The sequence below is a fragment of the Vicinamibacteria bacterium genome (assembly GCA_035620555.1).
Lineage (GTDB): Bacteria > Acidobacteriota > Vicinamibacteria > Marinacidobacterales > SMYC01 > DASPGQ01.
Genome location: DASPGQ010000672.1, coordinates 1 through 14,497 on the forward strand (window position 1 = coordinate 1; position 14,497 = coordinate 14,497).

General features: G+C 63.0%; 11 protein-coding genes. 7 read left to right on the forward strand and 4 right to left on the reverse strand.

Annotated features, from left to right (window positions below; translation table 11 throughout):
• A partial coding sequence (locus VEK15_27275; GenBank protein HXV64430.1) for a hypothetical protein occupies window positions 1-198 on the reverse strand: 198 nt, incomplete at its 3' end.
• Between the two features lie 199 nt (window positions 199-397).
• On the opposite strand from VEK15_27275, the gene VEK15_27280 reads away from it, so the two are divergent.
• From VEK15_27280 to VEK15_27295, 4 genes are all read left to right on the forward strand, one after another.
• Window positions 398-829 (forward strand): DUF1801 domain-containing protein, encoded by a 432-nt coding sequence (locus tag VEK15_27280; GenBank protein HXV64431.1) that lies wholly within the window; start codon window positions 398-400, stop codon window positions 827-829.
• Window positions 830-924: 95 nt separating this feature from the next.
• Window positions 925-2,151, forward strand: coding sequence for a hypothetical protein (locus VEK15_27285; protein HXV64432.1), 1,227 nt, complete (start codon window positions 925-927; stop codon window positions 2,149-2,151).
• A gap of 102 nt (window positions 2,152-2,253) precedes the next feature.
• Window positions 2,254-2,586, forward strand: coding sequence for an EthD family reductase (locus tag VEK15_27290; GenBank protein HXV64433.1), 333 nt, complete (start codon window positions 2,254-2,256; stop codon window positions 2,584-2,586).
• Between the two features lie 62 nt (window positions 2,587-2,648).
• Window positions 2,649-4,583 (forward strand): CehA/McbA family metallohydrolase, encoded by a 1,935-nt coding sequence (locus VEK15_27295; GenBank protein ID HXV64434.1) that lies wholly within the window; start codon window positions 2,649-2,651, stop codon window positions 4,581-4,583.
• Here VEK15_27295 and VEK15_27300 read toward each other — a convergent pair.
• Entirely contained in the window at window positions 4,573-4,746 is a 174-nt protein-coding gene (locus VEK15_27300; GenBank protein ID HXV64435.1) for a hypothetical protein, read from the reverse strand. The genes VEK15_27295 and VEK15_27300 overlap by 11 nt on opposite strands.
• 75 nt (window positions 4,747-4,821) lie before the next feature.
• Between VEK15_27300 and VEK15_27305 the strand changes: the two genes are divergently transcribed.
• Together VEK15_27305 and VEK15_27310 are read left to right on the forward strand one after the other, a co-directional pair.
• Entirely contained in the window at window positions 4,822-5,487 is a 666-nt protein-coding gene (locus tag VEK15_27305; protein ID HXV64436.1) for a nitroreductase family protein, read from the forward strand.
• 102 nt (window positions 5,488-5,589) lie between these two features.
• The gene (locus VEK15_27310; protein ID HXV64437.1) at window positions 5,590-6,075 is read left to right on the forward strand and encodes a tetratricopeptide repeat protein; all 486 of its coding nucleotides are present in this window, start codon (window positions 5,590-5,592) and stop codon (window positions 6,073-6,075) included.
• A 9-nt stretch (window positions 6,076-6,084) separates the two neighbouring features.
• Here the strand turns inward: VEK15_27310 and VEK15_27315 are convergent, their stop codons facing one another.
• Both VEK15_27315 and VEK15_27320 read right to left on the reverse strand, forming a co-directional pair.
• The gene (locus VEK15_27315) at window positions 6,085-7,548 is read right to left on the reverse strand and encodes an amidohydrolase family protein (GenBank protein ID HXV64438.1); all 1,464 of its coding nucleotides are present in this window, start codon (window positions 7,546-7,548) and stop codon (window positions 6,085-6,087) included.
• A 50-nt stretch (window positions 7,549-7,598) separates the two neighbouring features.
• Entirely contained in the window at window positions 7,599-13,499 is a 5,901-nt protein-coding gene (locus VEK15_27320; protein HXV64439.1) for a translocation/assembly module TamB domain-containing protein, read from the reverse strand.
• Between the two features lie 200 nt (window positions 13,500-13,699).
• Here VEK15_27320 and VEK15_27325 point away from each other — a divergent pair.
• Window positions 13,700-14,497, forward strand: a 798-nt coding sequence (locus VEK15_27325; GenBank protein HXV64440.1) for a cysteine synthase family protein, incomplete at its 3' end; no start/stop codon positions are given.

Here is a 14,497-nt window from a genome sequence, read left to right on the forward strand (position 1 = left end):
GAAATCCAGATTGTCGAGGATCAGGAGATCGGCCAGTACACATTCAATCGGCTCGAGCCAGCGGGGAGTGGTCTGCAGCTTGTCTTCAATGAAGGACTCCGGATCGACGTGTCGACTGACGGCGAACCAACTGGAACGTACGACGAAGCGCCACTTGCAGGCACCCGAGCCGTATATTGGCAGGTTCTGCTTGTGCAAATTGGTCCCAGACTTCAGTTCGACCCGGAGGCTTCGAACCGATGGTCCGTCTAAGAAGAGCTTGCAGCTGTTGGCGACTGGCGCGATCATGAGTCGCCCCGGCCGATGACACTTTCGTTGAGTTCGGTGGCTTCTGGACGCCACTCATCCCTGGCTGGGTTGGGCGATCACTGAATCCCATTCGCGGAGGACGAAGCGCATGAAAAGGTCGGGTTCCACCGAAGGCCAGTCGGCGACTGAGCTGATTGACAAGAGAATCGCCGAGCTCTCGGACTGGCGGGGCAGGATTCTCGGGCGCGTTCGCGCTCTCATCAAGCAAGCCGATCCCGAAGCGGTCGAGGAGGTGAAATGGAGAAAGCCTTCGAACCCGATGGGCGTCCCGGTGTGGTCGCACGACGGGATGATCTGCACCGGCGAGACCTACAAGGACAAGGTGAAGATCACGTTCGCCAGGGGAGCCTCTCTCGATGATCCAGAAGGTCTTTTCAACGCCAGTCTCGACGGCAACGCCAGGCGCGCCATTGATATCCATGAGGGTGAGGAGCTTGACTCGCGCGCGTTCAAGTCGCTCGTCCGTGCCGCGGTCGCCCTCAACACATCTGGCAGAAAGGCGAAGCCAGGGCGAGTTTAGTAGGCTGGCTACCTGTGCGGCGCCGCGGGGCGTAGCTCGGGGTGACGGGCCTCAACAGCCGGTTACAGAGAACGTGGACAATCGATGGGAGGAGAATGATCGTGCTGGTCATTGAGACGCCGCGATTCGCGAACCTCTGTCTTGCTGCTGCGCTTTCTCTGCTCAGCTTGCCTTCTTTGGCAGCGGACAGCCACTACCTGTTCGTCTGGGCGGCGGATGCCGACTCACAGCACAGTGATTTTCTCGCGGTGCTGGACGCCGATCCAGAGTCACCGGCGTATGGCGATGTTCTCAGGACGGTCGAAGTCGGAATGCCTTCCGGCGCTCACCATTCCGAGCATCGAATGCCCGCGGATGGTCGACTCTTCGTCAACGGCTTCAGCTCAGGGCACAGCTTCGTCATCGATTTGCACGATCCGTTGGCGCCATCGGTCGCGGCTCGTTTCGAGAGCATGGGAGAATTCAGCTATCCTCATTCGTTCGAACGTCTTTCCAACGGCAACCTGCTTGCTACCTTTCAAAACGGACAGGGTACGAGGGAAGCGACCGGCGGCATCGCTGAGCTAACGCCGTCCGGAAATCTGGTTCGCGCGGCATCCGCTGCTGACGCAGACTTTCCCGAGGTCCGGCCGTATAGCCTTCTTCCCTTGCCCGAGGTTGACCTGGTGGTGTCGACGACAACCGACATGATGGCGAAGTTGGTAGCCGATTCGATTCAATTTTGGCGACTGTCCGACTTGACTCTGTTGCAGACGATGCGTCTCCCCAAAGGTCCAAGAGGCTTCGAGCATCAGCTTCCGGCCGAACCGAGGATCATGGCGGATAAGAAAACACTTCTTGTCAACACGTTCTTGTGCGGGCTGTATCAGGTTCACGATTATGCGGCTTCTCTACCGAGCATTCGACACATCCACACGTTCGAGATATCCAATACGTCTACCGGCGACGACAATGACGAGCTCTGTGCGCTGCCGGTTACCGTAGGTCCCTATTGGGTTCAAACCGTCCCTTCTAGGAATGGATTGGTGACGCTGGATCTCGGTGATCCCAGCAGTCCGAAGGAAGTCAGCTATTTGAGTCTCGGTGAGGGTCGATTGCCGCATTGGATTGCGCTCGAGCCCGGCAGCAGGCGCATCGTCGCAACGGGATATGGTGGCATGCTTCACAGCGTCATGATGGTTATCATCGATCCGGCGACTGGCGCACTGGCGATCGATCGCTCATTCGGAGAAGACGGAGTTGCCGACTTCGGCCGAACCGAGTGGCCGCATGGATCGACGGGTGCAGCAGTCCCTCATGGATCCGTTTTCGCGATCCCATAGTGGTCCGGTCGTGCGACCCCGCGCGTCGTTTGGAACTGCGTGAGCTAGTGGATAACTCGCTTGAGTGAGAGAATGCGCAGGGTTAACCGCGAAAGGAGTGATATGTCTGGAGCAAAGCTCGTCGTCTGCTACCCCCATCCGAAGGATAGTGCGGCCTTCGAGAAGGCCTATGCTGAGGAGCACCTACCGATGGCCGGTCCGATCCTGGCTCGGGCCGGGGCTCAGAAGGCGGTTCTTACCAGATTGTCCGAGTCACCCCAGGGCAAGCCGCACTTCTATCGGATCGCCGAGATCCATTTCCCATCGGCGCAGATATTGAACGAGGCGCTCGCCTCTCCGGACGTTCAAAGGGCCGTCGCCGACGCCAACCGAATCTCCACGGGTGGTCCCGTGGTTGCCATGATCAGTGGCGAAGACCAGACCATTACCTTCTGAGGCTGGTGCCTTCTTGACAAGGTAGATGGTAGTCTGGCTTCCGCTGCTCGCGAGGACCTGCGATGTTCCTTCCGGCTGCAAGCACGTCTTCCCGCGGTCTCGTTCTGCTCCTTATCTTCGCCGCCGCCTGCAGCGAGGAACCCTCCCGTTCGCGAGACGCGAAGCTCGAGACCCTTCGAACTCTTCGTGAGGATCTCGAGGCCGCGAGACACCCGTCAGACGCCGGCGGGCGCGCCTGGGTCGAGAACGACGAGCCGGTGATCATCGGCGAACGTCGGCGATTCGACATTCTCTACGAAGCCGGGCCGCTCGGTATCGACGTCGGTGGCGCCATCGTCCTGCAGCCCTCCCCATTTTGGGGCTGGGATCCGCCGCAGAACGAGGTGAACGACGCGCCGGGATATACGGAAGCTTCGACCGATGCCGACGGGGTGGTGTTCGATCCAGTGCTCGCGGCCGGGGGGATGATAGCCTTTCATATCAGCGGACGAGCCCTGGCGGAAGGCGAGCGGGTCCGAATCGTTTATGGCGCGGGACCCTCGGGAGCGCGCGTCGACCGCTTCGCCGAACGCGACTCTCCGATCTGGCTTGCGGTCGACGGCGACGGCGACGGCGTTCGGGCCCTCCTTCAGGACTCGCCCCGAGTCGACGTTCTCGCCGGGGGTCCGGCTCGACTCTTGTTGATATTCCCCAGTACGGCGCGGCCGGGCTCCAGGGTGAAACTGCGTGTCGTCGTCCTGGATGGTCTCGGGAACGCCGGAGTGGAGCTCGAGGACAAAGTAGCGGTCGAAGACGCCGCCGGGCTTCCGCTACCGAAGGAGCTGATTCCCGGTGAGCCCCTCGAGGTGCTCGTCGAAAAACCGGGCGTCTACCGCGTTCGCGCGGCGAGCGCGAACGGCCTCGAGGCGGAGAGCAACCCTCTCGTCGTGCGCGAAGGCATCCCCCGGATCCTCTGGGGTGATCTGCACGGACATTCGCAGCTTTCGGATGGCACGGGAACGCCCGAGGACTACTACGCCTACGCGCGGGACATCGCCGCGCTCGACCTCGTGGCGCTCACGGATCACGATCATTGGGGAATGCGTTTCATCGATCAGAACCCCGAGATGTGGGAGCGCATCCGACGCGATGCGCGCGCATTCGAAGAGCCGGGTCGGTTTCTCGCGCTCACCGGTTACGAGTGGACCAACTGGGTACACGGGCATCGACACGTACTCTATTTCGAGGAAGAGGGGGAAATCCTGAGTGCTCTCGATCCGCGATACGAGACGCCGGCGCTCCTCTGGAAGGCTCTCGAGGGTCACTCGGCGATTACCGTGGCGCACCACTCCGCCGGCGGGCCGGTGTCGACCGACTGGAGCTACCTCCCCGATCCGACGATCGAGCCGGTCACGGAGATCGTTTCCGTCCATGGCTCGAGCGAAGCATCCGATTCGCCGGGGAAGATCTACAGCGCCGTGGAAGGCAACTTCGTTCGGGATGTCCTCGATCGGGGCGCACGTTTCGGTTTCGTCGGGAGCGGGGACAGTCACGATGGACATCCCGGTCTGGCACACCTGGCATCGCCGAGCGGAGGACTCGCGGCGATCTTTGCCGAAGAGGTCACCCGGGAAACGGTTCTCGATGCCCTTCGCGCGCGCCGTGTTTACGCTACGAACGGACCGCGCATCTGGCTTCGCATGTGGCTCGACGGCGAGCCGATGGGCTCTTCGGTCTCCCCGTCAGGCGCAGCATTCCAGGAGCTACGCTTCGCCGCTGCGGCGACGGCGCCCGTCGATCGCATCGACATCGTTCGCAGCGGAAGCGTAGTACTTTCGATTCCCGGCAACGACCGCCGCGATCTCTCGGAAACGATCGAGCTACCCCGTCTGACGCCCGGTGAGTACGTCTATGTTCGGGTGGTCCAGTCAGACGGAGGCGCGGCTTGGGCGAGCCCGGTTTACGCGGACGGTGTCGATGGCCACGGTGTGTCATCGAGTGGCGCCGCTACCCGTTAAAGGCCAGCAGCCCGGCAAAAAAGCCCACTACCCCTGCCGTGCCGGAAAGCATCAAGACGGCCCCCTCGATACCGAGGCCGCCGCCGCCATGCAGGTAGCACAGCGCGAGCGTGACGCCGGCACACGAGAGGCCACTCAGGATGGCGAGCGCGAGCAGTCTCATCTTCTTCTATCCTCGTTAGTTGGTACGAGAATATACCCTTACTCGGGCTTCTCCCGGGGTTAAGATGTAGGTTCGATGACAAAGCCGGCGTTCGAGTCTCTCGCATTCACGGAGCTGTCGCTCGAGGCGATGAGACATCGGGCGAAGGAATTCCACGACCAGCTGACCCGACGTCGCACCGTGCGTGACTTCTCCTCGCGGCCGGTACCGAGAGAGATTGTGGAGGACTGCCTGAGAGCGGCCTCCACGGCCCCAAGCGGGGCAAACCAGCAGCCATGGCACTTCGTGGTCGTCAGCCAGCCGGCGATCAAGAAGGCGATCCGGAGCGCCGCCGAGGAGGAAGAGCGTGCGTTCTACGGCGGCCGCGCACCGGACGAGTGGTTGGAGGCGCTCTCCCTTCTGGGAACCGACGAGCACAAGCCTTTTCTCGAGACCGCACCCTATCTCATCGTGATATTCGCGCAGAGTCACGGAGTGGCGAAAGATGGGCGCAAAATCAAGCACTATTACGTCTCGGAATCGGTTGGCATCGCGACGGGGCTTCTCATTGCTGCCGTCCACAACGCGGGCCTGGTCTCGCTCACGCATACCCCGAGTCCCATGGGTTTCCTGAACGAGATTCTAGGTCGTCCGGCGCACGAGCGAGCGTTCCTCATCCTCGTCGTCGGCTATCCGGCGGAAGGCGCTCGTGTGCCCAAAATCACGAAAAAAGAGCTCGAGGAGATCGCGACGTTCCTCTGAGCCGAACGGATGGCACAACTCATGCATTGTACACGAGCAGAATCTCGGGAAGTTCCGATTCTGTCTTCTCTGGAGGACACGATGCGAAAGGATGCGACGACCGTGAAACGATGGATTTGGCTCACTTTGCTGGCGACTTCCGCCTGGGCACAATCCCAGGGTATACAGCTCTACAAAGAGGGCAAGTATGGCGACGCGGCCCGAGTACTGTCGTCCGAGCTGGAAGGAAATCCCGATAGCGAGGAAATTCTTACCTATGTCGGCCTGGCGCGCGTTCGCTCGGGCGACACCGGTGGCGCCAAAGAGCCGTTGGAAAAGGCGCTCGCCAAGAACCCTGACAATGCCGAGGCGCATTTCGGCCTGGGTCTGGTGTACACCAAGCAGAACAACCGCGAGGGTGCCATCCGCGAGCTCGAGAAAGCAACGAAGCTCGCGCCGGGCCACGCCTACGCCCACTATTACCTGGGGATGGCTTACCGGGACTCCGACAAGAGGGACTTGATGATCCCCCATCTGAAGCGGTTCATCGAGCTCGCGCCCGACGCCCCGGAGGCGGCGGCGGTGCGGTCTTTCCTGTCGAAGCTCTGATCGGATGAGTCAGCGCTCGCCGCGGATGGCCCGCCCGGGCAGGGCGTCCGCGACGAGCTCGCCATCACGGACGACGAACGTGCCGGATACGAGCACGTGGGCGATTCCGGTCGACGGAACGTCGCCGTCCTCGTAGCTCGAGCGGTCCAGGATGGTCTCGGGGTCGAAGACCGTCAAGTCGGCGTCCATCCTCTCTTGGACCCGACCCTTCTTCTTCATTACCGGCGCAGCGTCCTCGAGCCGGCGGGCGGGTAACCACGTCATTTTCGCCAGTGCCGGCATCAACCCGATGACGTCCCGCTCCCGGCTGTAGTGGCCGAGGATCCGGGCGAACGTCCCCGCACCCCTCGGATGGGCCGGACCGTAGAGGAAGGGAATTCCGTCGCTCGCCACCATCACGTCGGGCTGAGCGATGATCCAGGCATTCGTCTCTTCCGTCCGTCCTCCGTGGATGATGACCCAGCCTCCCTCCTCACGATAGATCTCGAACGTCTTGCTCGTGAGTCGCTCGCCGGTCGCGGTCCACTGGAGGTTCGCGTAGTCTTCGTCGCTCCGTTCCTCCCAGGAATCGAAGAGGGCCGACTCGAGTCGAGTGGAACCGGCGGTGTAGGGGTAGGCCTCGGTCGTCACGTCGAGACCACGCTCTCGAGCACCCCGGATCATTCCGAGCGTCGTTCGCGCACTCTCGCCGGCAGAGCTGTTCATGTGGACTATGTGCAGCGAGGCGCCCGTCACCGCCGCGTCGGCGATGACCTCCTGAAAGGCCCCCAGCGTGCCCCCGGATCCTTCTCCCCGGGTGTGGACGTAGATCGGAACGCCATTCGCCGCCGCGAGCTCGAAGAGGGCGAGAATCTCCTCCCGCGAAGCCCCGGGGGTGTAGGTGATGCCCAGACCGAAGCCGAGCCCCCCTTCCTCGAGCCCGCGCACCATGAGCGCCTTCAGCTCGTCGAGCTGTGATGCGCTCGCTTCGCTGTAAGCGAAATCCCGGTGCTCGAGGGAGAACGTCGAATCGGGAGGGAGCATCGCCCAACTCCCCAGATCGACGTCATGCATGAGCTTTGCCCGCGCGCCCACGTGGGAGACCGTGGCGCCGAAGTGAATCGGTGCCGTGCCCTCCCTCGACGCGAGCCAAGATCCGACGGGATAAACCCCGATCTCCATCTCGAGCGCGGTGGTGACGCCATCCTGGGCCTGGAGCCGGTTGCTGACCGGGTCCTGTCCGTGCGCGTGGAGATCGATGAAGCCAGGGGCGACGACGAGGCCGCTCACGTCGAGAACCTCGTTGCCTTCGAGCGGCGCCTCGCTCACGGCGACGATGCTTCCGTCGGCGATCCCGACGTTCCGGATTGCGTCGAGCCCCGTTTCCGGATCCATCACCCGTCCGCCGACGAGGACGAGCTCGGCCGGCTGAGCTAGGGACGATTCCGTGAGGAAACAAGAGGCCACGAATGCCAAGGCAAGCTCGTTCTTCATGAGGAGAAACTACGTGACCGGCGGTGAGAGAGCAAGCGCGCCTGTCCCGATCAGAATGCGTGGCCGAGGCTGAAGATGAACTGGGACGCCGGCTCACCGGGACGGCGGTCGACCACTCGAGCCCAGTCGAGCCGGATCAGACCGAAGGCGAGCTCCAGGCGAACGCCGGCGCCGACGCTGTGGCGCAGGTCGGTCAGGCTCAAGTCGGAAGCCTTTTCGAAAGCGTTCCCCGCATCCCAGAAGCCGGCTCCGCTGAGGCGCCAGGCGATGGGAAACCGGATTTCCTGGTTGAACACGAGAAGGCCGGCGCCTCCGATCGGCCGCTGGAGGATGTCGTCGACCGGGCCGAGCGAGCCCTGCTCGAATCCCCGCACCGAGTTCGGACCCCCGGCCTGGAAACGATCCTCTTCGATCAGGTTCTCTCCGAAGCTGTTGGCGACGCCGACCCGATAGCCGGATGCCCAGACGATGTCGCGGGAGACAGGCACGAACGTGTAGAGCTGCGTGTACAGTTTGACGAAGGGAGCGATGGGCGAGTCGCCGTACGGGTGTGAGGCTTGAAACGTCGTACTCGTCAATCTTCCTCGGTGGGGTCGAACGACGTTGTCACGGCGGTCGGATATCAGAGAAGTGGTCACGATCCCTCGGTTGCTCACGATGGTCGTCGGTCCCAGGAAGGGGTCGTCCAGCTCGGTCGCCACGCGATTGAATCCATAGCTCCATTGCACGTCTAACCGTTCGGTGATTCTCTTGAGCTGCTGGGCGGTGAAGGTCCAGGTCCGGTCGATGTAGGCGACAGGGTTCTCCTCCGTAGCAGGCTCTTCGAGGATCTCTCGTTCGACGAAGAAGTCGGTGACGAGCTTGTATCGGGCGAAGTAAGGTGTGTGGTAGCCGAATCGAAACGTGCGCTGGTTCGTTCCCAGGAGCGTTCGAAAACCAACGCGATGGGCACGCCCGAAAAGGTTGGGTGACGTCACTTGGGTCACGACCTCGAAGAGGCCGTCGGTTGCGATCCGCGCTCCGTAATCGAATGCGAGGGGAGGCGCCTCTTGAACCCGAACCGTCACGTTCCGCTCCGCCTCACCGGGGCTCGGATCCGAGACGACGACCTCCGCGGAGCGGAAAGCTCTGAGCTCATAGAGCCTTCTTTGCGTCTCGTTGACTTCCGAAACCCGGATGGGCTCGCCCGGCGTCAGCGCAACCTCGCGGAGGATGACGCCCTCGTTCGTTGCTTCGTTTCCCGCCACGGTCACGTTTCCCACCGTCGCCCGAGCTCCCTCCGAGATCGTGTAGTGCGCCCCGAGCCGGTCCGGCTCATCGCGCTGGAGCAAGCTCGCCGTGACGCTGACGTCGGGGAACCCCTGCTGGCGATAGTACGTCGCGATCGCGGCTCGGGATTGACCGAAATCCTGGGGACGGAACGGGGCTCCGTCCTGAAGTGGGATGCGTGCTCGTAGCGTGGCTTCTTCGAGGGATCTCACACCCTCGAGCTCCAGGCCGTCGACGCGAAAAAGCGAACCTTCGACGATCGGGATCGTGACCCGAAGCTCACCGGTCCTCTCGTCGAACTGGCGCTCGGGCTCGCCGATCCGGGCCGAAAGGTAGCCAAAGGACGCGTAGCGGAGCTCGAGGAGCTGCTTCAAGCGAGGGCGTCTCGTCGTAAGGAGCTCGTAGAAATCCGCCGAGGTTGGCTTGGGGAGCGACGTCCGAAGCACGCTTTCGGGGACGGCGGTGCTTCCCGGGAAGTCGACCGATACACTCTTTCCGCGAGGACCCGTCGCGAAATCGACGGTGACAGTCACACCGTGGACCGTCCGCTGCGTCGAAGCCTCCACATGAGCGAGATAGTAGCCGCGCTCGAAGAGGCCACCTTCGGCCACGGTCACTAGATCGGAGGCCACGAAGCCTTCGCCCAGCCGTCCGTTCCATGACGCGACGACCGCTCTCTTCAACCCGTCGTCGACCTCGTCGCCTGTCCAGAGAAACGCCACGGGAACACCGAGGTCGACCTTGTAGACTATGTCGATGCACCGCGGACCGCAGGACGTCGTCACGACGTCCACGGTGGCTTCGGGGTAGCCTTCCTGGCTGAGTCGCTTGCGGATGCGCTCCGATTCCTCCCAGGATTTCCAGTAGTCGTAGCGATCGCCGGGTTTCGGCTTCAGCTTGCGCAGAATCTCGGGATGGCTCTCCGGTGGCTCCTCCCCGCCGTAGTCCACGCGAACGCTCGACGCGCGGACGGCCCTCTCCTCTCGTCGGCCGCGTCTTCCGGGGTCGTAGATCAGTTTCTGGGTCAGACCGATACTGAACTCGTTGTCCTCGCGGCGAACGAGCTGCGTTCTTGCGCGGCGCGGGAGCTCGTAGTCGACGATCCAGATCTGGTTCTCGGCATCGTCGAGGCCGATGGAGTAGACCACGGTCAGCTCATCGGTCAATGCCGCGCCCAGAGTGAAACGCGCCGAGGGGTCGGTCTCGGAAGCAATCAATGCTGGCTCGACCGTCACGATTTGAAATGGCAGCGCATTGGCGAGACCGATCTCGGCGAGGTCCCCCAGGGTCGATCCGAGGTAAGAGGCCATCTGCTCCCCGAGAATCGCACGGCTCTCGCTGGAGACGTTCTCGAGCGTCCGCCCGGTGACGAGAAGGGAGGCGATGTCGGCCTGGGACAACTCGGGGTCGTCGGGTGCGCTGAGGCTGGTGATGAGGTCGTCCGTCGTCCCGCGGACGTGGAGCTGGATGTCGTAGCCGGAGACCGACGTGCGCGCTTGGATGTCGATTCGGGCGGGCTCGGTGGGATAGCCGTCGAGCTCGATCCGGCCCGACTCGATCCGATACTGGTTGCGACCGAAGCGGAAACTGCCCTCCGACGCGGCCGAGACGATACCCCGGACCTCGGGAGATCCGAGAGTTCCTCCGAGCGACAGGTTCGCCGTGGTCTCCATTCGAGCGAGATTGTTCTCGATGCGAAGGCCTTCAATGGCGCGCACGCGGATGTCGAGCAGAATGGACTCCGCCAACGAATCCGGCTCGGACACGGCGGTGAAGTCTTCGATCGAATGGAGAAGCTCGGTCTGGATATCGATATCGCGGCTGAATACCGCCCGAGAGAGATCCACTTCCCCGGTGAGCCGCAGCCGCTCGCCGCCGCCGGTCAAGTGGATCGAGCCGTCGAGCTCGCTCCTCAGCCCTTCGGGATAGCTCAAACGCACCGAGCTCGCCTGGGCGGTCAGGTCGACGTTTGCTAGGCTCGCGCCCGACAGGACGACGTTTCCCGAGGCCGAGACCTTGCCTCCACCCGTGTCCGCCGTCAGTGTCTCTAGCACGATGGTGGATCCATCTAGGCTGAGGGCGCCGGTCACGTTACTGAAGACGAGCGGCGGATCCTGAAGGACGAGTCGGGCGCCGCTCCAGGACCCGTCGCCGCCGAGAGTAATCTCTCCACCTCGGCCCGTAGCCGTAAGACTCAAGGAAGTGGTTCCGGAATAGGTCAGTCCGAGCTCGGAAACGAACGGGTTCACGAGCGCGTGGTCGAGCGTCCCGTCCACCTGGGCAGACCACTCCACGCTCTCGTCGAAAGGCCTTGCTTCGGCGGCCAACGAGAGATTCCCGAATCGCAAGCCGTCGATTCGCGCCGTGCCGCTTTCCAGTCTCCATTGGGCGGGGCCGTCGTTCTCGATCTCGAGCTCGGGGCCACGGATGCGGACTCGTTCCAGACTTCCCTGGCCCATGAGCGTCTCGAGGTTCTGAGCGTCTTCACTGGTGACTTCCCCGAAGAACGTGAGCTCGGCCTCGGCGGCCTTCGTTCGGGCGACGACGCCCTCGGCGCGGAAACGGATATCCACGGGGTCCGGGGGGGCGCGTCGTCCTTCGATGGTCAACCGCCCTCCGGCGATCTCGAGCTCTCCGAGCTTGCCGCGGGCATCGTCGATCTCGAGATCCCCATTCCACTCGGGCTCGGTGAGTATTCCTTCGACGTGGAGCGAAGCATTGGCCCGTCCTGCGAGCTCGGCCTCGGGGAACCAGAGGTTCAACAGGTCGAGTCGAACGGCGCCGCGCGCGTCGAGGTCGACTCGGCCCGCTGGCGACAGAGGGATGACGCCTTCGAGACCGACCGCCGTATCCTCGCCCACGAGGGTCAGCTCCCGTACGGTGAAAGCTTCCAGGTTCCCATCGATGAAGAAGGGAGCGCTCGCTCCGAAAAAGATGCCACGGTAGACTCCGAGCGCACTCGTGGCATCGATCCCATATCGAACCGACTCGAGGTCGGTCAGAGGAAAGGCCAGCCGAGCGTCTCCCGAGGCGCGGATCTCGGTCTCCGCTCCCTGCGGTAGCGTGCGCGCGAGCTCCGTCAAAGGGAGAGCCTCGAGAGAGATCGTCGCCTCGGTCTCGTAGGGATCTTCGAGGCGAATCGTGGCGGTCAGGATCGGAGAGCCGTCGATCGAGAGCGTCTTGCCGTCCGTGTGGCCTGACAGCGAGAGCTCGGGAAGTCGAACGTTTCGATAAGAGGCATCGACGAGCCGGCCCTTCATCTCCACGGTCGGCTGATCGAGCGTTCCGGCGACGTCGAAGCTCAACTCGTCGAGCGTTCCCTTCACCTCGGGAACACCCGCGATCGCCAATCCGCCTCCCAGGCCCCGGAGCTCGATCCGGCGCGTCGACGGGTCGAAACGACCTTCTCCGCTGAACCGTCCCTCACCCATTGCCGCCTCGAAGGATCCTCGGACGCTCGGCTTCGTGATTTCACCGGTGATGGCGAGCGCCGCTTCCACCGTGAGGCCGAACGGGTCATTTTGGTAGGCCGCCTTACCGGTGAGATCGAGTGAATCCGCGACTTCCCCCTCGAGCCGGATCGTCGCTCCGCTCTCGTGTGCGATCATCACGTCCCGCAACCTCACGCGCGCCTCCGCCCAGCTCGCCGAGCCACGAAGCTCGAGGGGAATTCCCTCGATCCGAACGTTCTCGCCATCAAAAGTTACATCCGATCGCAATGCCTCGAACGAGCCCGACACGGTGCCCTGGACGAGGATGGCACCTTCTACCGCTTCTGGCAGCTCCGTCAGCCGCGCCCGATATCGAGCATCGATGGTCTCTCCGATCTCACCCGTTGCCGAGATGGCATTGCCCCGGACGAGCATTTGCGGCGCCTCGAACCGGACCGTCCCCCCACTCACTTCGAGCCCGATATCACCCGATGGATCGGGTTGAAGCGTCACCGAGCCCTGGCCCTCGAGCGTTCGGTAATCCCACCCTCGAAGCTCCCCCGAGAACGTTCCCCTGAGCCGAGTCGAGAGTCGTTCGTCGATGCGAGCGAGCTCGACGTCTTCGACGCGCACCTCGAAAGATTGCCGATCGGATTCGAGATCGAGCCTCCCGTTTGCTTCCGCCGCTCCCCCGTACCCGGTGACCCGAAGTTCTCGAAAGACTACGACGTTCTGACCGAGGGAGAGCTCGGCAGCTGCCGTCAGAGGCTCGAGCTCGGAGAAAGCGATGCGCTCGGCCCGGATCGTTCCGCCCGCCTCATCGAACGACGCTTCTATGGACGTCACTTCCAGGAGATCCATGAAGAACGTGCCGTCGGCGATCGTGACGCTTACCGGCGGAAGGGTCGGAAGCGAGATCGGGCCACCGCCGTCCGAGGCGGCGCCGAGCCAGTTGGCGCGAGGACTCTGGACGATGACACGGTGTTTCCCGGACAGGGAGAGCTCGACGTCGACCTCGGGAACTTCGGCAGTGAGAGCGGCCGAGCGCCACTCGACGTCACGAAAAAAGATCTTTCCCCTCCAGAGCTCGTAGCTGAGCTCTCCGATTCGAAGCGCACCGTCGGTCGACCGCTCCATCCAGTCCGCCACGCGTCGGGCCACGAACGGCGTGTGCGCCAGAAAGAAAAGGGCGATGAGAGCGACGAAACAGAGCGCTATGAGCGATAGGACGATTCGTCGGTGGAACTTCATCGTGCCGAGAGGCTTGGCGGATTGGCATGTACATTGTAACGCGAGGAGCTTCGGCGGCGGAGAATAGGTCGCGGCTTTCGGCGCCGCAGCGCCTGGTGGGGCGGCCCCCTCGGGTTCTAGTCTCCGAGGGGAACCCCGACTCCAATAATTTTGACAAGAATAGTCATCGTTAGTACGATGGCAGGCATGGAGCAACCTCCGTGTCGCGGGCTGAAGCGGCCCTCTTCGTCGACCGCTCTCTCACGGAGCCTCGCTCCGTTACCGAGCTGATCGGCAATACCCCTCTCCTGCGTATTCAACGCCTCACGACTCACCTGCGCGGGGTCGAGGTCTACGCCAAGGCCGAGTGGTTCAACCCCGGCGGATCGGTCAAAGATCGTCCCGCACTCGAGATGCTCCGTCAGGGAGAGAAGCGTGGTGAGCTGACGCACGAGAAGACGATCCTCGAAGCCACGAGCGGGAATACCGGCATCGCCCTCGCCATGCTCGGAGCCGCGCTCGGCTACCGCGTTAAGCTCTGTATCCCCAGGAGCGCGAGCCTGGAAAGGAAACTCGTGCTCCGAGCTTATGGCGCGGAGCTGGTGGAGACGAGCGCACTGGAGGGAACCGACGGAGCGATCGCGGAAGCTGCCCGCAGGTACGCCGAAAGCTCCGATGCCTATTTCTATCCGAACCAGTACGGAAACGATGCCAATTGGCAAGCGCACTACCGGACGACCGCGCAGGAGATCTGGCGTCAGACCGAGGGGCGAGTGACGCATTTCGTTTGCGGCCTTGGCACCAGTGGTACATTCGTAGGAACGACGAGGCGGCTGAAGGAATACTCCCCGGCGCTGAAAGCCATTTCCGTCGAGCCGAGGGAGCCTCTCCACGGCATCGAGGGATGGAAACGCATGGCATCGAGCCGTGTGCCGTCAATCTACGACCCCCACCTTGCGGATGAACGTCTCGAGGTCGGCACCGAAGAAGCCTACGAAATGGCGAGACGGCTCGGTCGC